Below are 18,926 nucleotides of genomic sequence, written 5' to 3' on the forward strand. Positions count from 1 at the left end.
ACTTATCCTTTCTCTCTGAATTCCTGGGTAATGGGACGGGTCATCAGTTTTCCGATCGCCGTCGGCAGATCCAGCCTGCCATCGATGATGGCGGCGACCGCATCGGTAATGGGCATGTCGATCTTGCGCTCGGCGGCCACCTGCGAGGCGACGCCGGCGGCAAAGGCGCCTTCGACGAGGTCGCCCGACCAGCCATCGGCATTGCCCTGCCGCCCGAGCGCGATGCCGAAGCGCAGGTTGCGCGACTGGTGGCTGGTGCCAGTGAGAACGAGATCGCCGAGCCCCGACAGGCCCGTCACGGTGGCGGCATCGCCGCCATGTGCGGCGACGAAGCGTGACATCTCCGCAAGCCCGCGCGAAATCAGCGCGGCGCGGGCGGAATCGCCCAGTCCGGCGCCCTCGACGATGCCGCAGGCGATCGCAAGCACGTTTTTCAAAGCCCCGCCGAGCTGTACCCCGATCCGGTCGGCGGACGGATAGAGCCGGAAGGTCGGGCCGGAGAGGACGCGCGCAAGCTCGGCGGCCTTCTCCATCGTCGCCGCTGCGACGACCATGGCCGTCGGCAGTCCGCGGGCAATGTCGGCTGCAAAGCCGGGACCGGAAAGAACGGCGACATGCTGGCGCGGCAGTTCCTCTTCCAGAACGTCGGTCAGAAGGCGCCCGCTCGCCTTTTCCATGCCCTTGGCGCAGACGACGACCGAGGCCCCGTCGGCAAGAAGCGCGGCGAGTTCGCGCGCAGCCTCACGCTGCGCCTGCGACGGCATGGCGAAGAGAACGACCGACGCCTGCCTCAGGACGGCCGGATCGGTCGTAACGGAGAGGGACGCGGCCAATGCGATGCCCGGCAGAACGGCCTCGTTGCGCCGGGTGTCGCGAATCTCGGCAACGGTCTCGTCACGCCGCGCTAGCAGGGCAACGGGAACATCCCCTGTCTGCGCCACCACGGTGGCAAGGGCCGTGCCGAACGCACCGGCACCGACAACCACGACATGCGGGTTCGAGCTCATGCCTTCGCCCCCCTCTTGCCGGAGCCGAGGATGGCAGCAGCGTCGGCATCCAGTGGCCAGCGCGAGCGCGGAGATACCGACAATTCGTCTGCGGCCAGGCCCGCGGCCATGCGCTCAAGGCCGGCCCAGGCAATCATTGCCGCATTGTCGGTGCAAAGGGCGAGCGGCGGCGCGACGAAGCGGAAGCGGTTACGGTCGCAAAGCTCCTGCAGTGTCGCGCGCAGGACCTTGTTGGCGGCAACGCCGCCTGCGACCACCAGCGCCGGCTGGGAGACGTCCGGAAACTCCTGGCGGAAGCGTTCCAGGCCGCGTCCGATCCTGTCCTGCAGCGTGCGGGAAACGGCCTTCTGGAACGAGGCGCAGATGTCTGCCACGTCCTGCCTGGATACCGGCGCGATCGACTGCGCCGCCTGGCGAACGGCGGTCTTCAATCCCGAAAAGGAGAAATCCAGCCGCTTTTCGCCGACCAGCGGCCTCGGAAAGGAGAAGCGGTCTGCATTGCCGGATGCGGCCGCCCGTTCGACGGCAGGTCCGCCGGGATAGGGAAGGCCCAGAAGCTTGGCCGTCTTGTCGAAAGCCTCGCCGAGCGCATCGTCGATGGTCGTGCCCCAGCGCTCGTATTCACCCACGCCGCGCACCAAAACGAGCTGCGTATGCCCACCGGATACGAGCAGCATCAGATAGGGGAAGTCCAGCTTGTCGGTAAGCCGCGCCGTCAGCGCATGTCCTTCGAGATGGTTGACGGCGTAGAGTGGCTTTGCGGTGGCGCGCGCGATCGCTTTCCCCGTCATCAGTCCAACGATGAGACCGCCGATCAGCCCCGGCCCGCTGGTCGCGGCAATAGCGTCGATGTCGGCCAGTGTCATGTTCGCTTTCGCCAGGGCCTGACGGATCAGATCGTCCAGCGCTTCCACATGGGCGCGCGCCGCAATTTCCGGAACGACGCCGCCATAGGCGCTGTGTTCGTCCAGCTGGCTGAGCACGACATCGCCGAGAATCGTCCCCTGCCCGGCCTCGTCGCGCACGACGACAGCAGCGGCAGTTTCGTCGCAGCTCGTTTCGATGCCAAGGATGGTCAGGTGGGACGACATGAAGCACGCTGTTTCATTGCGATGGTGGCAAAAGCCGGTTACGAGAGCTTCCGGTAACAACGGATCAAGGCGGATGCAAACAAAACCTTTCAGGATCGGCACGCGCGGCAGCCCGCTCGCACTGGCACAGGCGCACGAGACGCGCGCGCGCCTGATGCATGCGCACGGCCTGCCAGAGGAGATGTTCGAGATCGTCGTGCTGTCCACGAAAGGCGACCGCATCACCGACCGGCCGCTGTCCGAGATCGGCGGCAAAGGCCTGTTTACCGAGGAGATCGAGGCGCAGCTGTTTTCGGGCGACCTCGATTTCGCCGTGCATTCCTCCAAAGACATGCCGACCCGCCTTCCGGACGGCCTGGAACTCGCCGCCTTCCTGCCGCGCGAAGACCCGCGCGACGCCTTCGTCGGCCGGACGGCGGCAAAGCTCCTCGACCTCCCGCCCGGGGCGACCGTCGGCTCCGCATCGCTGCGGCGGCAGGCGCAGATCCGCAAACTGCGGCCGGACATCAATGTGGTGACGTTCCGCGGCCAGGTCGATACGCGCTTGCGCAAGCTCGCCGAAGGGCAGGCGGATGCCACCCTGCTCGCCTATGCCGGCCTCAAACGGATCGGCAAGCAGGACGTTGCCACGCAAATTCTCGATACGGACATGTTCCTGCCCGCCCCCGCGCAAGGCGCGATCTGCGTCGAAGCACGGATCGGCGACCGCCGGATCGGCGACCTGCTGGCCGCGATCAACGACCGGGCGACGAGCGACGCGGTGACATGCGAACGCGCCTTCCTGGGCGTGCTCGACGGCTCCTGTCGGACGCCGATCGCGGGATATGCCGTCTGCGACGCCGGGCGCCTCCACTTCCGCGGCATGATCCTGACGCCCGACGGCGCGCGCTTCCACGAAGCGCACAGCGAGGGAATGGCAACGGACGCCGCCGAACTTGGCGAAAAGGCGGGCCATGCCGTCCGCGACGCGGCCGGCACGTCCTTCTTCGACGGGTGGCGCTGATGCGCGTCCTCGTCGTGCGACCGCAGGCTTCGGCAGAACGGACCGCCACGAAACTTTCGGCCCTCGGCCACACGCCGGCCGTCGTCGCACTGGTAAAGCCGGTGCACGATCCGCAGGCGGCAATGGCCGGCCTGTCCCGGCAGCATTCAGCCATCGCTATCACAAGTGCGGAAGCGGCAAGGGTGCTGCGATCCATCGAACCCGACATCGACCGCCATCTCCTGACGACCGTTTTCGCGGTCGGCCGCGCAACCGCACGGGCGGCGAGCGAATCAGGCTTTCGCACCGTTCTCGCCGCAGAGGGCAGCGACGGCAACAGCCTGGCGGACCTGATCCTCTCCCATCGCCAGCAATACGGGGTGCCGGCCGATCCGCTGCTCTATCTCGCGGGCGTGCCCCGTTCCAGGCAACTCGAGAAGCGCCTGGATGCAGAGGACGTTAGCTATGATGTCGCCGAATGCTACCGCATGGAGGCGATCCGCCCGAAGCGAACCGAGTTGCGCCCGCTTATCGTCGACGAGCATGCCGATGCCGTGCTTCTCTATTCGCGCGAGGCGGCGCGGCATTTCTTCGAACTGCCACTGGTGAACGAGCATCTGGACAGCCTCGAAAATACGCTGTTCATGTGCATCAGCCGCAACGTCGCTTCCGTGGTGCCGGAGCGCTTTTCGAAATCCGTCGTCGTGGCGGCGATGCCGACCGAAGAAGCACTGCTGGACCTGCTCTGAGAGTTGCACTCGGCCCGCTTCCGCCGATCGACGGCCGCATAAATCGAAGGAAGGGCTTTCCCTCGCCACCTTCCCTTACTAGTTTTACGTATCGCATTGCAAAACAAGGAGGCCGTCATGGAACCGGAAAAGCCGACACGCCGAAAGAAGGCAGGCGAGCCGCCCGTGACCATAGACCTCGAAGCGTCTCCGTCCACGGAGGACGCAAAGGAAACTATCCAGTCGGATGCGCCTTCCGACGTGCAGCCGACCGAGGATACCACGTCCGCCACCGCGGCGGATGAGCCCGTTTCGACCGCGGCGGCGACGCCGATCGAAGATCCCTCCCCCGCCCCGCATTCCTCCGCTGGCGGCCGCTCGACGGAAACCTTCTCGCAGCCTCGTTTCGACGAGCAACCCAAGCCCGAGCACCGGGCTGGAAAGGCCGGCGCCTTCGCAGCGGCCATCGTCGGTGGCCTGGTGGCGCTCGCAGGTGCCGGCGCCCTGCAGTATGGCGGCTACCTCCCGGCATTTGGCCCGGAGGGACGGAACGGCGGCGACATGACCGCGGTCACGGCCGAAGTCGAAACGCTGAAGTCGCGCCTTGCAGCTCTGCAGTCCTCCGCAAGTTCGGCGGCCGCCGACCTTCAGCCCATCGAGACGCGGCTGTCGGCGCTTGAAAGGACGGCGACGGACAATCCCGCCGGCGCAGCGCTCGGCGAAGAGGCCCAGCAGTCGATCGCGACGCTGGAGGCGATCGTCGCCAAGTTGAGCTCGGACATGGCCGCGCTGCGGGAGCAGGCGGCTACAGCCGAGCGCGCCGCTGCCGATCGCTCGGCGCAGCTGGGCCAGCGGATTGACGCGGCGGAGCAGAAGCTGGACGAGCCGCGCAGCGACGTGGCGATGGCACGTGCCGTGGCCGCGACCGCCTTGAAGACGGCAATCGATCGCGGGGGCCCCTATCTGGCCGAGCTCGAAGCCTATGTCAGCGTCTCGCCCGACGATCCGGCGGCCGCAGCACTCCGGGCCCAGGCCGCTACCGGCGTGCAGTCCCGCTCCGATCTCGTTCGCGACTTCCAGCCGATCGCCGACCGGATGATCGAAGCGGTGCATCAGCCGACCGGCGATCAGGGCATCGTCGCGCGGCTGATGGCCAGCGCATCGTCCGCTATCACCGTGCGTCCCGTCGGCAGCGTCGAGGGCGACACGCCCGAGGCCATCGTCGCGCGGATCGAGAACAAGTTGCAGAACGGCGACCTGAAAGGCGCTCAGATCGAATGGCAGACGCTGCCCGAGGTCGCCCGCAATGCCGGCGCAGACTTCAAGACGGCGCTCGACCAGCGCATCGCAGTCGAGGAAAGCGTCGGCGCCATCGTTTCCGGCGCCATGGCGCAGAACGGCAATCAGGGCTGAGGGGCGAAGCGAAAATGACAAGATTGCTGTTCTTCGTTTTGATCGTCCTGGCGCTCGGCGCAGGCTTTGCCTGGCTGGCCGACCGGCCCGGCGAGCTGTCGATCATATGGCAAGGCCAGCGCATTGCGATGAGCCTGATGGTTGCGGCGACCATTGCCGTCTCCGTGATCGCAGCCATTCTGCTTTGCTGGTGGGTGCTGCGTGTGGTACTGACCTCGCCCTATGCGCTGCAGCGCCATTTCCGCGCCCGCAAGCGCGACCGCGGCTATCAGGCGCTGTCGACCGGGCTAATCGCGGCGGGCGCAGGCGACGCGGCGTCTGCCCGCAAGATGCTGGCCCGGACCAAGGGCCTCATCAACGCCGATCAGGAGCCGCTCGTCCATCTGCTTGAAGCGCAGGCCGCCCTCATCGAGGGGCATCACGACGACGCCCGCCGCAAGTTCGAGCTGATGTCCGACGATCCGGAAACGCGCGAGCTTGGATTGCGCGGACTTTATCTCGAAGCACGCCGCCTGGGCGCTACCGAGGCCGCGCGGCAATATGCCGAACGCGCCGCCGAAAATGCGCCGCAGCTTCCCTGGGCCGCCGATGCGGTTCTCGAGCATCGCTCGCAGACCGGCGAGTGGGACCACGCCCTGAAACTGCTGGACCAGCACAAGGCGGCCTCGCCGGAAGAACGCAAGCAGCTCGATCGGCGCAAGATGGTGATCCTGACGGCCCGCGCCGGCGCAAAGCTGGAAAGCGAAACCGATCCCAAGGGGGCAAGGGACGATGCGCAGGCTGCCCTGAAGATAGACGAGACGTTCATTCCCGCGGGCCTGATCGCCGCCAAGGCCTATCTGCGCGAAGGCAACCTGCGCAAGGCCTCCCACATTCTCGAACGCCTCTGGAAGGCAACGCCGCATCCGGACGTGGCGCGCCTGTTCATCCATTCCCGCGCCGGCGATTCAGCGCTCGACCGCTTCAAGCGTGCCCAGAAGCTGGAGGCACTGCACCCGAACAACGCGGAGACGCTGTTTGCCGTGGCGCAGGCCGCACTGGACGCACGCGAGTTTGCCGTCGCACGGGCAAAGGCCGAGGCGGCTGCGCGGCTGGCGCCGAGCGAGCGCGCCTATCTGCTCCTTGCCGACATCGAGGATGCAGAGACGGGCGATCAGGGCCGCATCCGACACTGGATGAACCAGGCACTGAAGGCGCCGCGCGATCCGGCATGGACGGCGGACGGCATCACCTCGCCGGAATGGCTGCCAGTGTCACCGGTGACGGGTAAGCTGGATGCCTTCGAGTGGAAGACGCCAGTCAGCGAGTGGCAGGGGCCTGTAGAAGAAGGAGCCGCCAACCCCGCCGAGGAGGCAATCCGCACGCTGCCGCCGGTCGCCATACCCGACAGCCGCCCGAAGGACCGGCCGGCCGAGCCGGAAAAGCCGGCAACCCTCGTGCCGGATCCGATCGAAGTCCGGCGGACAGCAGGAAGCGAGCCGGAAGCGCCGGCCACCCCGGCGAAATCGCCAGCGTCGCCGGTGTCGCCGCAGGACGAGCCGAAGCCGTTCTTCGGCGGGCTGCCGGACGATCCCGGGGTCAAGAATGAAAGCCACCGGGCGTCGAGCAACGGCAGCAGCAGCTTTCGCCTTTTCTAGGCAGATGCTTCCGACAATCACTTGGAAGCATTTGCCGTATATGCTTGGAAAGAGCGCGTCGCAGACCTCTCGGTTTGCGGCCGCTTTTGATGGGTGCAGCCTTAGTGCATGACGTAAGGGGCAATATGTTCGAACGATTGCAGCGTTTCCTCTCCGGCCTTTCGGGCGGCGATAAGAAGACCTTTGCCCCCGGCGATCCGCGGCTGGCCGTGATGGCGCTTTGCATTCAGGTCATGGAATCAGACGGCCGGGTACTCGACGCAGAGCGCGCGGCACTCCGCGAGCGGTTCCGCACGCTCTACGGCCTCGACAAGGGTGAACTGGACGACCTGGTGGAAGCAGGAACGGCTGCCGCCAACGAAGCGATCGACTTCTTCCAGTTCACGTCCGAGCTGAAGCGGCAATTGTCGGAGGACCAGCGGGTGGATCTCGTCGGGCTGCTGTGGGAGATCGTCTATGCGGACGGAGAACGTAGCGAACTCGAAGACGACGCCATCTGGCGGATTGCCGAACTTCTGGGTGTTTCCGGCCGCGAGCGGATCATGAAGCGCCAGGAGGTGGCGGGCCGGCGCGCGGACGGCACCCCGGATCGAGACGAGTAGCCTGGCGGGACCGGCCAAGGTGTCGGATGCTGGCAGGTGCAGGTGCATCTTCGGCAATCGGGTGGACAGGGGCACTGGCCTCTGACATTTTGCAACCCGAGAACGCATCTCGCGCAAATCGTCAGCAGAGCGAGGGTGCGTCAGGACCTGGACCATATGCTGCAGAAAACACGCCACCCGGGAGAAAAACGCCCGATCCTCGTTGTCCTCCATCAGGAGACCTCCAGTCCCGGTCGGGTCGGCCAGATCCTCCAGCAGATGGGCTACGCGCTGGATATCCGCAGGCCGGTGCTCGAAGATCCGCTGCCAGACACACTCGATGGCCATGCCGGCGCCGTTGTCTTCGGCGGGCCGATGAGCGCCAACGACGAATTCGACTACGTCAAACGCGAGATTGACTGGCTGTCCGTGCCCCTCTCCGAGAACCGGCCATTTCTCGGTATTTGCCTGGGTGCGCAGATGCTGGTCCGACATCTCGGCGGCGAGGTCGGGCCACATGTCGACGGCATGACGGAGATCGGCTGGTATCCGCTATGCCCGACCGAGCACGGCCGCGAGATGATGGCCTGGCCGTCCATGGTCTACCAGTTTCATCGCGAGGGCTTCACGATCCCCTCCGGCGCCACGCTTCTGGCCACCGGCGAGCACTACGAGAACCAGGCCTACAAGTATGGCGCCAATGCCTGGGGCATACAGTTTCATGGCGAACTGACGCTCGCGATGATGCATCGCTGGGTGGTTCATGGCGCGCACCGCTTCGAGTTGCCGGGCGCACAGGTCGGCCGCGCCCATCTCGATGGCCGGCTGGTATACGATGCCGCCCTCAGGCAGTGGATGATGGGCTTCCTGGACCGCGTCTTTCACGAAAACTGAGTGCGCGCACCCAGATCATCCAACGCCCCTCTCATCCGGAGAGATGCTTGTCCGGAACGGCCAGGGAATCGATCTTGCGCAGCTTGGGGAACCAGAAGGCCCAAAGAATGGACACCGCCATGGTGCCGATGCCGCCGACCACCACGGCGGGCACCGCGCCGATCGCCGATGCCATCGTGCCGGCTCTGAACTCGCCCAGTTCGTTCGATGCGCCGATGAAGACCATGTTGACCGCCGTCACCCGCCCTCGGAGCTCGTCCGGCGTCCAGAGCATCACGAGCGTGTTGCGTACGTAGACCGATATCATGTCGGACGCCCCCATCAGAACCAGTGCCGCGATCGACAGCCACGCCCATTGCGACAAACCGAAGACGACCGTGGCGAAGCCGAAAAGGCCGACCCCGATGAGCATCAGCCTGCCTGCCCGGTGGCGGAGCGGGTGGGCGGCGAGCCACACCGCCATGGCCACGGAACCAACACCCGGCGCCGAGCGCAGCAGCCCAAGACCCCACGGACCGAGCGCAAGGATATCGCGGGCGAAGACGGGCATGAGCGCGATGGCGCCGCCGAGCAGTACGGCGAAGAGATCAAGCGAGATCGCGCCCAGCACCACCTTCTCCGCTCGGATGTATCGAAACCCGGCAACGAGGCTTTCCCAGCTCTTCGCAGCGCCAGCCATGCGCTGCGGCGGTTTCGGAATGGAGATGACGGCCGCCGATGCCACAAGGAACAGAACGATACTGACCACGTAGGGTACGTTCGGCCCGAGCCCATAAAGCAGGCCGCCGGTCACGGGCCCGACGATCGTTGCCGTCTGCTGCGCCGTCGAATTCCAGGCGATCGCGTTGGAGAGATCCTTCGCAGGCACAAGGTTAGGCGCCAGAGATTGCATGGCGGGCCCCAGGAACGCCCGCGCGACGCCGAATACGGCCAGGACCGCGAAGACGGCCAGCGGTGCGAACAGGCTGAACGCCGTCAGCCCCAGAAGTGCCGCGGCGCAAAGCGTGCAGACCACCAGGCAGACCGCCATGATCATGCGGCGGTTGTAGCGATCGGCCACAGACCCTGTGACGAGGATCAGCAGCAGCGCAGGCGCGAACTGCACCAGCCCGATCAGGCCGAGCATGAAGGGATCGCCGGTGAGGTCGTACATCTGCCAGCCGACCGCCACGCTGACGATCTGGGTCGAGAACGAATTGAAGAAGCGGGAAACGAAGAACCGGGCGTAGGAAGCGTGCCGGAAGGCGGCGAACCGGTGGCCTTCGGGGGGCTGGGACATGCGGATTGACTCTCATCTCGGCGGACGAACGCGGCGCCGCGCATTAAACATGTTTGCGGGAGCAGGAACAGGGCCTACTTGCTGGCGAGGCGGCCAATGGCTACATGTGGACGCAACCAACCGGAGACAACGAGACCAATATGATTGCGATCATCAACACCCTGCTGTTCATCATCAGCATCGCGTGGTTCATCATCATCGCATCGGCCATCTTTTCCTGGCTCTATGCCTTCAACGTGATCAACACCAACAACCAGGTCATCGCCTCGATCGGCCGCGCGCTCTACAACCTGACCGAGCCGCTCTATCGCCCGATCCGACGCTTCCTGCCGGACTTCGGCGGCGTCGACCTTTCGCCGATCGTGGTGCTGATCATCCTGTTCTTCCTGGAGCAGATCATCCGCAGCGTTCTGGCACCGGCGCTGCTCGGCCTCTGAACCGCAGTTGCCTTATCGGCGGCACGAGCACCACATCAGCCTGACCGTTCGCCTGACGCCGAACGGCAGCCGCGATGCTATTGACGGCGTTGAAACCGATGCCGCGGGAGAGCGTCATTTGAAGGCGCGTGTCCGCGCGGCGCCGGAAAAAGGTCTTGCGAACAAGGCTCTGATCGCGCTCGTCGCGAAATCGGCCGGTGTGGCGAAGTCGAACGTCTCGATCCTCAGCGGCGACACGCAGAGAAAGAAAATCCTCCGGATCGAGGGCGATCCGGAGGACATTGTCCAGAGGCTTGGCCTCTGAAATGAAGGCAGAAGCCGTGTGCCGGCTTACTTCGCGGCCTTGGCGCGCTCGATCGCTTCCTCGATAAGCTTGCCTGCGGTCTCCGCATCCTTCCAGCCGTAGATCTTCACCCACTTGCCGGGCTCGAGGTCCTTGTAGTGCTCGAAGAAGTGCTCGATCTGCTTCAGCGTGATTTCCGGCAGATCGGTGTATTCCTTGACCTTCTCATAGCGCAGCGTCAGGTGCGACGACGGGACGGCGATGATCTTCTCGTCCTTGCCGGAATTGTCTTCCATCAGCAGCACGCCGATCGGGCGCACGTTGATGACGCAGCCCGGCACCAGCGGACGGGTCGAGGCGATCAGCACGTCCGCCGGATCGCCGTCCTCGGACAGCGTGTGCGGAATGAAGCCGTAGTTCCCCGGATAGGTCATCGGGGTGTAGAGGAAGCGATCCACGACAAGCGTGCCGGCATCCTTGTCCATTTCGTACTTGATCGGATGACCGCCGACAGGAACCTCGACGATGACGTTGACGTCCTTCGGTGGGTTCTTGCCAATGGAGATTGCATCGATACGCATGAGGGCTCCGTTATGTGCAGTGGAATTCCGCGGCTTCGTAAAGCGAAACCCGCTGCAACGCAACAAGCCATTGGTAGCGATGGAACCGACGTGGGCGGGTTCGGGCCCGTTGCCGCCTCAATTACCGGGTGCGGCGCCGAAGAATGCAAGCCGCGTCAGCATGGTGTAGTGCGCCTCAGGCGCCATCAGCGCCACGAAGACGAGCACGGCTATCGGCGGCAGCAGGATTGCGTAGATCAAGGCCAGCCGCTCCCAGGCCATGTGCATGAACACCGCAACGATGAGCCCCGCCTTCAAAAGCATGAAGACGATGATCAGCGACCAGCGCAGATAACCCTGGAACTGGAAGTAATCGACGAAGTATGAGCAGACGCTGAGGACGAACAGCAGCCCCCATACGACAAGGTAGAGCTTGATCGGATGCTGCTGATGCTCGGCGGACAGAGCGGCCGGAGCCTGGACGTGTGCGGAGTTATCGACGGTTGCCTGCGCCATTGCACTGCCTCACCACAGATAGAAGAACGCGAAGATGAACACCCAGACGAGATCGACGAAGTGCCAGTAGAGGCCCATGATCTCGACGATTTCGTAGCGACCCTTTCGGCTCGTGAAAAAACCCCGCCTCCCCGTATCGAAGTCGCCGCGCCAGACCTTGCGAGCGACGATGAACAGGAAGATCACGCCGATCGTGACGTGCGTGCCGTGAAAGCCCGTGATCATGAAGAAGGACGAGCCGAACTGGGCCGCCCCCCACGGGTTTTCCCACGGCCGCACGCCCTCATGGATCAGCTTGGTCCATTCGAACGCCTGCATGCCGACGAAAGCAGCGCCGAGGATCGCCGTCAGGATCATCAGCAGCGCCGTTCTTCGCCGCTCGCGGCGGTAGCCGAAATTGACTGCCATCGCCATGGTGCCGCTGGAGGTGATCAGCACGAACGTCATGATGGCGATCAGGAGCAAGGGGATCTCGTGACCGGCGATCGTTAGCCCGAAGACCTCGCTGGGGTTGGGCCACGGTACCGTGGTCGACATGCGCGCGGTCATGTAGGCGATCAGGAAGCAGCCGAAGATGAAAGTGTCGCTGAGCAGGAAGATCCACATCATCGCCTTGCCCCAGGAGACGTTCTTGAACGCCTGCTGGTCGGAGGCCCAATCGGAGACGAAGCCGCGCATGCCGCCAGGCTGGCGATGTGCCTGTGAGTGCGCCTGTGAGTGCGCCTGTGGGACAGGGGTTTGCACGCTCTCTACCATCACCCGCTCTCCTCACGTGATCAGTTGCCGGCAGAATTCGACGACGCTGCCGGCCCAGCCGGCAAACAGCGCCAGAAGCACCAGCCATACGGCAAGCATGAAGTGCCAGTAGACGGCGCAGAGTTCCACGCCGAGCCGAAGACGGGGGGAGACGGCTTGCTCCCTGCCCGCGAACCGGACTGCGCGGGCAAGCGCGACCATTCCGCCCAGAATATGCAAACCATGCAGACCGCTGATCACATAGAAGAAGCTGGCGGCCGCGTCGTCGCTCAGCGTGTAGCCGGCCGCCACCAGTTGCCGCCAGGCGAAGACCTGCCCGGTGACGAAGGCGAGCGCGGTCGCAAGGCCGGCGAGAAGCGCGGTGCGCAAACCCTCCAGCCGGCCGCGCGCGGCCTGCGTTGCGGCCCGTTGAAGGCAGAGACTGCTTGCGAAAAGGATGCCGGTATTGACGTAAAGCAGCCGCGGCACCGGTGTGGTCCACCAGTCCTGCGTGCTGACGCGCATCAGATAGGCACTGACGAAGAGCGTGAAAAGCGCGCCGACCACGGCGAGAAACACGCCAAGGCCGATCTTCTGCGCCGGCAGGCGCGGGCTGCCCGCGTGATGATCTCCGGCGCTTGCGGCCCCGATGCTCCCGACCTCAAGCCAGGGCTTGGCCATCAGCCCCTGCCCTGCCAGCCACCATGCGATGATCGCGGCGATGACGACGAGAAAGAGGATCATGGCGCTCATGCGACGGCCTCCCGCGTGACGCCGAGCGTTCCAGGCTGGTTCTGCGGGATGAAATCCTCCGCGGCGCCCGGCACGCTATAATCGTAGGCCCAGCGATAGACGATCGGCAGTTCCTTGCCCCAGTTGCCGTGCACGGGCGGCGTTTGCGGCGTCTGCCATTCCAGCGTCGTTGCCCGCCAGGGATTTCCGCCGGCCTCGCGCCCGTGCCTGAGGCTCCAGACGAGGTTGAACAGAAACAGCATCTGCGCCGCCCCGACGATGAGCGCCACGACCGTGATGAACACGTTCAGGTCGTGTACCGACGCGGGCACGAAACTCGTCTCGCCGATCTCGTAGTAGCGGCGCGGCACGCCGACGAGCCCGACATAGTGCATCGGGAAGAAGATCAGATAGGCGCCGAGGAAGGTGATCCAGAAATGCAGTTGCCCCATGGCCTCGTTCAGCATCCGCCCGGTGACCTTCGGATACCAGTGATAGATCGCCCCGAAGATGACGAGGATCGGCGCCACGCCCATCACCATGTGAAAATGCGCGACGACGAACATGGTGTCGGACAGCGGCACGTCGACGACGACGTTGCCGAGGAACAGCCCCGTCAGCCCGCCATTGACGAAGGTGACGATGAAGGCGAGCGAAAACAGCATCGGCAAGGTGAGATGGATGTTTCCGCGCCAGAGCGTCAGCGCCCAGTTATAGACCTTGATCGCCGTCGGCACCGCGATGATCAGCGTCGTGGTGGCGAAGAAGTAGCCGAAATACGGGTTCATGCCGCTGACATACATGTGGTGCGCCCAGACGACGAAGGAGAGCGCGCCGATGATGACGATCGCCCACACCATCATCCGGTAGCCGAAGATGTTTTTGCGCGCATGCGTGGAGATCAGGTCGGAAACGATGCCGAAGGCCGGCAGCGCGACGATGTAGACCTCCGGATGGCCGAAGAACCAGAACAGATGCTGGAACATGATGGGGCTGCCGCCGCCATGCTTGAGCTGTTCGCCCATCTCCACGATGGCCGGCATGAAGAAGCTGGTGCCGGCCATCCGGTCGAACAGCATCATCACGCAGGCAACGAACAGCGCCGGAAAGGCCAGCAGCGCCATCACCGTGGCGGTGAAGATGCCCCAGACGGTCAGTGGCAGGCGCATCAGCGTCATGCCGCGTGTGCGCCCCTGCAGCACCGTGACCACGTAGTTCAGCCCGCCCATCGTGAAGCCGATGACGAAGATGATCAGCGAGACGAGCATGAGGATGATGCCCCACTCCCCGCCTGGCGTATTGGACAGGATCGCCTGCGGCGGATAGAGCGTCCAGCCGGCGCCCGTCGGCCCTCCGGGCGTGAAGAAGCTCGCGACAAGAACGAGAACCGCCAGCAGATAGAGCCAGTAGCTCAGCATGTTCGCATAGGGAAACACCATGTCGCGCGCGCCGACCATCAGCGGGATCAGGTAGTTGCCGAAACCGCCGAGAAAGAGCGCCGTCAGCAGGTAGATCACCATGATCATCCCATGCATAGTGATGAACTGGTAATAGCGGTCGGCATCGATGAACGGCAGAGCGCCGGGAAAGGCGAGCTGGATGCGCATCAGCCAGGAGAGCACCAGCGCCACCAGCCCGATCGCGATCGCCGTGCAGGCATACTGGATGGCGATGACCTTCGCATCCTGGCTGAACACGTAGCGCGTCCACCAGCTATGCGGATGATAAAGTTCCACGTCCTCGACTGCGGCCGGCGTTATGACGTCGTTTCCGTCGTGGCTGGCATCGACCATGTTCTCCTCCTGCCGGGCATTGCCCAGCGTGCCCAGTGCTCATCGCTCTCCCGGAGCTTGCGCTATCTCCGCCGGCACCGGCGTCCCTACCGGCTCGGCCTGCGCCTGCAATTGTGTGAATGTCGGCTGTTCAGCCAGCCAGGTCTGGTAGTCCGCTTCGCTGTCGACGACCACCGTGCCGCGCATCAGCGAATGACCGACGCCGCAGAGCTCCGCACAAAGAATATCGAACGTCCCGGTACGCGTCGGCGTCAGCCAGAAATAGGTGACCATGCCGGGAATCATGTCCATCTTGGCCCGAAATTCCGGCACGTAGAAATTATGGAGAACGTCGATGGAGCGCAGCAGCACCTTGACCGGCTTGCCGACCGGCAGATGCAGCTCTCCTCCCTCGATGACGATGTCGTCCAGCCCGCTGGCATCAGCCTTGTCTATCCCCAGCGCATTGTCCGGCGAGACGTCACGCGTCTCCGCCCGCCCGAGCTTGCCGTCCGCGCCCGGAAGCCGGAAGCTCCACAGCCACTGCTGGCCGACGACCTCGACCTGTGCCGCGTCGGGGGGAACGGTGATGAACTGGTGCCAGACGAACAGCCCCGGCGCGAGCATGGCGACGACGCCGAGCGCCGTTCCGGCGGCAAGCCCACCCTCCAGCCTGCGGTTTTCCGGCTCGTAGGCGGCACGGCGGCCGGGATCGTGGCGGAAGCGCCAGACGCAATAGGCAAGGAAGAGCACGACGGCGACGAACACGACGCCGGTGATCCAGAAGGTGATGACGAGCGTGTGGTCGATATAGCTCCAGTTGGATGCGATCGGAGTCCACCACCACGGGCTCAGGAGGTGAAACAGCACCGAGCCGACCGCAATCACAACGAGTACCAGTACGACTGCCATATCCGTCCCTCCCGCCCTGTCGGCCGCGGACACGAAGCTGCAATCTCAACCGTGTTACATGTGAATTATCTCATGAACGAAAAAGACAAGCAATTACAGGATGGCGTTCGCTGCGCGCAGGCCAGTCGCCCGACCAGCCCTTTTCACGGCGAATACTGCTTAAGGTAGGCGAGCAAGTTGGATATGTCGGTATCGTCCTTCAGCCCCGCAAACACCATCTTCGTGCCCTTCAGCTTGGCCTTAGGATTGTGGAGGTAATCCCGCAATGTCGCCTCGTCCCAGACGAGGCCGCCAGCGCCCGCATCCACCATGGCGGTCGAGTACTTGAAATCCGGATGTGTCCCGGCCGTACGTCCGATCACCCCGTGAAGCGATGGCCCCACCTTGTTGGTGTCGGTGTCTGCGGCGTGGCATATCGCGCACTTCTTGAAGACGACGGCGCCCGCAGCCGCATCGCCCTCCTGGGCCTCAACAGGCAGGCTTACGCAAAGACAGATGGCAAAAGACAAAACCACACGACGCATAGCAAGCTTCTCCTCCCTGGAGATTGCCAGAGAGCCTGCACGCCGATGCACGAACCCACCGTCACCGGCAGCTCCCCGCCGCAGACACCGCCGTCACTGAAGATGGCAACGCATGCGACTGTTAATCAGGTAACGCCGCGAGCGAGGAAGTCAATCTACCGCATTCGGAGGATGCCGGTAGAGCAGCTTCAGCAAGCACGAATTGCTTCACACACGGAATTGCGAAAGAGATAGCGAGTTATCCGCAATCCCGGCCCAACGGAAATGCACCAGCACACTCAGCGGAAGATGAAGCCGATCTTCTTCAGTTCCTTTTCGGCAAAGTTCTCCATGCCCTCGGCGATATCAACGCCGCCGGCGGAGCGGAAGAAGCTGCTGGCAAGCTCGCTGTCTTCGAGGCACCAAACGACGAAGCCCTCGCAGCCGAGCGACTTCAGCAGTCTGCGGCTTTCGCCGAACAGCAGGCGGCCGAGCCCGATGCCCTGATATTCGGGACGCAGATAGATCTCGTAGATTTCGCCGTCCTGCGGCAGGGCGCGGGCGCGGTTCAGGCCGAGCGTCGCATAGCCGGCGACGACGCCGGCGACGTCCAGAACCAGAAGCGTCGCCGGACCGCGCGTGGCCTTGCGCCACCAGGTCTCATCGCGCCGCTGCACCATCTGCGTCAGCTGCTTGTGCGGGATGATCCCGCCATAGGCCTGGAGCCAGGACGCGCGGTGAGCCTCGGAGATGGCCCCTGCATCCTGCGGCTCGGCGCGCCGCACATCGATCGATAGTGTTTTCATCGAAATGACTCTAAACCCGCACCGACTCCGCCGGAATCCCGGGCGAATCCAGGGACCCTCTTGCCCACAGGCAAGTTAGCTTGCGGCGTCCCGGAAAGTTAACGCTTTTTTAAGATTGCCGACAAGGCGTAACAGGGCTGCACACACATGAAAAAGCCCCGGCATTTCTACCGGGGCCTCGATCGATTTGGGGATGGCCTGGCGTAGTTTCGGCGCGAATCAGGCAGCGCCGGCAGTACGCGACTTCTCGAATCGCTTGCGATCGTTCGGATCGAGATAGAGCTTGCGCAGGCGGATCGACTTCGGCGTGACTTCGACGAGTTCGTCGTCCTGGATCCAGGAAAGCGCACGCTCCAGCGTCATCTTGATCGGCGGCGTCAGGCGAACGGCTTCATCCTTGCCGGCGGCACGGATGTTGGTCAGCTTCTTGCCCTTGAGCACGTTCACTTCGAGGTCGTTGTCGCGCGAGTGGATGCCGACGATCATGCCGGCATAGACCTTCTCGCCCGCGTCGATGACCATCGGGCCGCGGTCTTCGAGGTTGAAGAGCGCGTAGGCGACGGCTTCGCCCGCTTCGTTGGCCAGCAGCACGCCGTTGACCCGGCCGCCGATCTCGCCCTTGTAGGGCTGGTAGTCGTGGAACAGGCGGTTCATGATCGCCGTGCCGCGCGTATCCGTCAGAAGTTCCGACTGGTAGCCGATGAGGCCGCGGGTCGGCGCGAAGAACACGAGGCGGACGCGGTTGCCGCCGGAAGGACGCAGTTCGACCATCTCGGCCTTGCGCTCGGACATCTTCTGCACGACCACGCCGGAATGCTCTTCGTCGACGTCGATGACGACTTCCTCGATCGGCTCCAGCATCTGGCCGGTCGCCTCGTCCTTGTGCATGACGACGCGCGGACGCGATACGGCAAGCTCGAAGCCTTCGCGGCGCATGGTCTCGATCAGAACGGCGAGCTGCAGTTCGCCGCGGCCGGAGACGAAGAACGAATCCTTGTCGCCAGACTCTTCGATCTTCAGCGCGACGTTGCCTTCGGCTTCCTTGAAGAGACGGTCGCGGATGACGCGGCTTGTGACCTTGTCGCCTTCGGTGCCTGCAAGCGGGCTGTCGTTGACGATGAAGGACATGGTAACGGTCGGCGGATCGATCGGCTGCGCCTTCAGCGCCTCGGAGACGGACGGATCGCAGAAGGTGTCAGCCACAGTGCCCTTGGTGAGGCCGGCGATCGCGACGATGTCACCTGCCTGCGCTTCCTCGATCGCCGTGCGCTCGATGCCGCGGAAGGCGAGGATCTTCGAGATGCGGCCGTTCTCGATCAGCTTGCCGTCCTGGCCCAGAACCTTGACGGCCTGGTTCGGCTTGATCGAGCCGGAATGGATGCGGCCGGTGATGATGCGGCCGAGGAAGGGGTTGGCTTCCAGGATCGTGCCGATCATGCGGAACGGACCCTCAGCGACCGTCGGCTCCGGCACGTGCTTGAGCACGAGATCGAGCAGCGGCGCCATGCCCTCGTCCTGGGGGCCTTCCGGGTTGACGTTCATCCAGCCGTTGCGGCCCGAACCGTAGAGGATCGGGAAGTCAAGCTGCTCGTCGGTGGCGTCGAGATTGGCGAAGAGGTCGAAAACCTCGTTCAGCACTTCCTCGTGACGGCCGTCCGGACGGTCGATCTTGTTGATGGCGACGATCGGCTTCAGGCCGACTTTCAGCGCCTTGCCGACGACGAACTTGGTCTGCGGCATCGGGCCTTCCGACGAGTCGACCAGAACGATCGCACCATCCACCATCGACAGGATGCGCTCGACTTCGCCGCCGAAGTCGGCGTGGCCGGGCGTGTCGACGATGTTGATGCGATGCCCCTTCCACTCGACGGAGGTGGCCTTGGCCAGGATCGTGATGCCGCGTTCCTTTTCGAGATCGTTCGAGTCCATCACGCGTTCGGCAACGCGCTGGTTTTCACGGAACGAGCCGGACTGCTTCAGAAGTTCGTCGACGAGCGTGGTCTTGCCATGGTCGACGTGCGCGATGATCGCGATATTGCGAATGGACATATCTAAATC

20 protein-coding genes are annotated in these 18,926 nt (G+C 64.2%); 8 read left to right on the forward strand and 12 right to left on the reverse strand.

From position 1 onward, the window contains the following. Positions 1-2 precede the first annotated feature (2 nt). Entirely contained in the window at positions 3-1,007 is a 1,005-nt protein-coding gene (locus HV823_RS00915) for an NAD(P)H-dependent glycerol-3-phosphate dehydrogenase (protein ID WP_176947867.1), read from the reverse strand. After that, a complete protein-coding gene (gene tsaD / locus HV823_RS00920; protein WP_176947868.1) occupies positions 1,004-2,098 on the reverse strand; it encodes a tRNA (adenosine(37)-N6)-threonylcarbamoyltransferase complex transferase subunit TsaD in 1,095 nt (364 codons plus the stop codon). The genes HV823_RS00915 and tsaD overlap by 4 nt, the downstream gene beginning before the upstream one ends. Positions 2,099-2,171: 73 nt before the next feature. Here tsaD and hemC point away from each other — a divergent pair, with 73 nt between their 5' ends. From hemC to HV823_RS00950, 6 genes are all read left to right on the forward strand, one after another. After that, positions 2,172-3,101 (forward strand): hydroxymethylbilane synthase, encoded by a 930-nt coding sequence (hemC, locus tag HV823_RS00925; RefSeq protein ID WP_176947869.1) that lies wholly within the window; start codon positions 2,172-2,174, stop codon positions 3,099-3,101. Then, positions 3,101-3,829 (forward strand): uroporphyrinogen-III synthase, encoded by a 729-nt coding sequence (locus HV823_RS00930; protein WP_176947870.1) that lies wholly within the window; start codon positions 3,101-3,103, stop codon positions 3,827-3,829. The genes hemC and HV823_RS00930 overlap by 1 nt, the downstream gene beginning before the upstream one ends. Before the next feature lie 117 nt (positions 3,830-3,946). After that, positions 3,947-5,221: a COG4223 family protein gene (locus tag HV823_RS00935; protein WP_176947871.1), complete on the forward strand. Its 1,275-nt coding sequence runs from the start codon at positions 3,947-3,949 to the stop codon at positions 5,219-5,221. A gap of 14 nt (positions 5,222-5,235) precedes the next feature. Further along, on the forward strand, positions 5,236-6,858 hold the full coding sequence (locus tag HV823_RS00940) for a heme biosynthesis protein HemY (RefSeq protein ID WP_176947872.1): 1,623 nt from the start codon (positions 5,236-5,238) through the stop codon (positions 6,856-6,858). 125 nt (positions 6,859-6,983) lie between these two features. Then, on the forward strand, positions 6,984-7,460 hold the full coding sequence (locus HV823_RS00945) for a tellurite resistance TerB family protein (protein ID WP_176947873.1): 477 nt from the start codon (positions 6,984-6,986) through the stop codon (positions 7,458-7,460). A 156-nt stretch (positions 7,461-7,616) separates the two neighbouring features. Beyond that, positions 7,617-8,333, forward strand: a complete 717-nt coding sequence (locus tag HV823_RS00950) for a glutamine amidotransferase (RefSeq protein WP_176947874.1) — start codon at positions 7,617-7,619, stop codon at positions 8,331-8,333. 31 nt (positions 8,334-8,364) lie between these two features. Here the strand turns inward: HV823_RS00950 and HV823_RS00955 are convergent, their stop codons facing one another. Next, on the reverse strand, positions 8,365-9,612 hold the full coding sequence (locus HV823_RS00955) for an MFS transporter (protein ID WP_176947875.1): 1,248 nt from the start codon (positions 9,610-9,612) through the stop codon (positions 8,365-8,367). A gap of 140 nt (positions 9,613-9,752) precedes the next feature. Here HV823_RS00955 and HV823_RS00960 point away from each other — a divergent pair, with 140 nt between their 5' ends. Then, complete coding sequence (locus tag HV823_RS00960) at positions 9,753-10,049, forward strand: YggT family protein (protein ID WP_097141185.1); 297 nt, start codon at positions 9,753-9,755, stop codon at positions 10,047-10,049. A 7-nt stretch (positions 10,050-10,056) separates the two neighbouring features. Further along, positions 10,057-10,353, forward strand: coding sequence for a DUF167 domain-containing protein (locus HV823_RS00965; RefSeq protein WP_176947876.1), 297 nt, complete (start codon positions 10,057-10,059; stop codon positions 10,351-10,353). Between the two features lie 26 nt (positions 10,354-10,379). Here the strand turns inward: HV823_RS00965 and ppa are convergent, their stop codons facing one another. From ppa to typA, 9 genes are all read right to left on the reverse strand, one after another. Further along, complete coding sequence (ppa, locus tag HV823_RS00970) at positions 10,380-10,913, reverse strand: inorganic diphosphatase (RefSeq protein ID WP_176947877.1); 534 nt, start codon at positions 10,911-10,913, stop codon at positions 10,380-10,382. A 117-nt stretch (positions 10,914-11,030) separates the two neighbouring features. Further along, positions 11,031-11,408, reverse strand: coding sequence for a cytochrome C oxidase subunit IV family protein (locus HV823_RS00975; protein ID WP_176947878.1), 378 nt, complete (start codon positions 11,406-11,408; stop codon positions 11,031-11,033). A gap of 9 nt (positions 11,409-11,417) precedes the next feature. Then, entirely contained in the window at positions 11,418-12,164 is a 747-nt protein-coding gene (locus tag HV823_RS00980) for a heme-copper oxidase subunit III family protein (protein WP_176947879.1), read from the reverse strand. A gap of 12 nt (positions 12,165-12,176) precedes the next feature. Further along, the gene (locus tag HV823_RS00985; protein ID WP_176947880.1) at positions 12,177-12,896 is read right to left on the reverse strand and encodes a cytochrome c oxidase subunit 3; all 720 of its coding nucleotides are present in this window, start codon (positions 12,894-12,896) and stop codon (positions 12,177-12,179) included. Beyond that, complete coding sequence (gene ctaD, locus HV823_RS00990) at positions 12,893-14,668, reverse strand: cytochrome c oxidase subunit I (RefSeq protein WP_176947881.1); 1,776 nt, start codon at positions 14,666-14,668, stop codon at positions 12,893-12,895. Before ctaD ends, HV823_RS00985 begins: the two co-directional genes overlap by 4 nt. A 39-nt stretch (positions 14,669-14,707) precedes the next feature. Beyond that, positions 14,708-15,559, reverse strand: a complete 852-nt coding sequence (locus HV823_RS00995) for a cytochrome c oxidase subunit II (protein ID WP_176947882.1) — start codon at positions 15,557-15,559, stop codon at positions 14,708-14,710. 143 nt (positions 15,560-15,702) lie between these two features. Further along, positions 15,703-16,083: a c-type cytochrome gene (locus HV823_RS01000; protein ID WP_176947883.1), complete on the reverse strand. Its 381-nt coding sequence runs from the start codon at positions 16,081-16,083 to the stop codon at positions 15,703-15,705. Positions 16,084-16,361: 278 nt separating this feature from the next. Next, on the reverse strand, positions 16,362-16,868 hold the full coding sequence (locus HV823_RS01005; RefSeq protein WP_176947884.1) for a GNAT family N-acetyltransferase: 507 nt from the start codon (positions 16,866-16,868) through the stop codon (positions 16,362-16,364). A gap of 219 nt (positions 16,869-17,087) precedes the next feature. Then, the gene (gene typA / locus HV823_RS01010) at positions 17,088-18,917 is read right to left on the reverse strand and encodes a translational GTPase TypA (RefSeq protein ID WP_176947885.1); all 1,830 of its coding nucleotides are present in this window, start codon (positions 18,915-18,917) and stop codon (positions 17,088-17,090) included. Positions 18,918-18,926: the final 9 nt, after the last annotated feature.

Source organism: Mycoplana rhizolycopersici (assembly GCF_013378445.1).
Classification (GTDB): domain Bacteria; phylum Pseudomonadota; class Alphaproteobacteria; order Rhizobiales; family Rhizobiaceae; genus Mycoplana; species Mycoplana rhizolycopersici.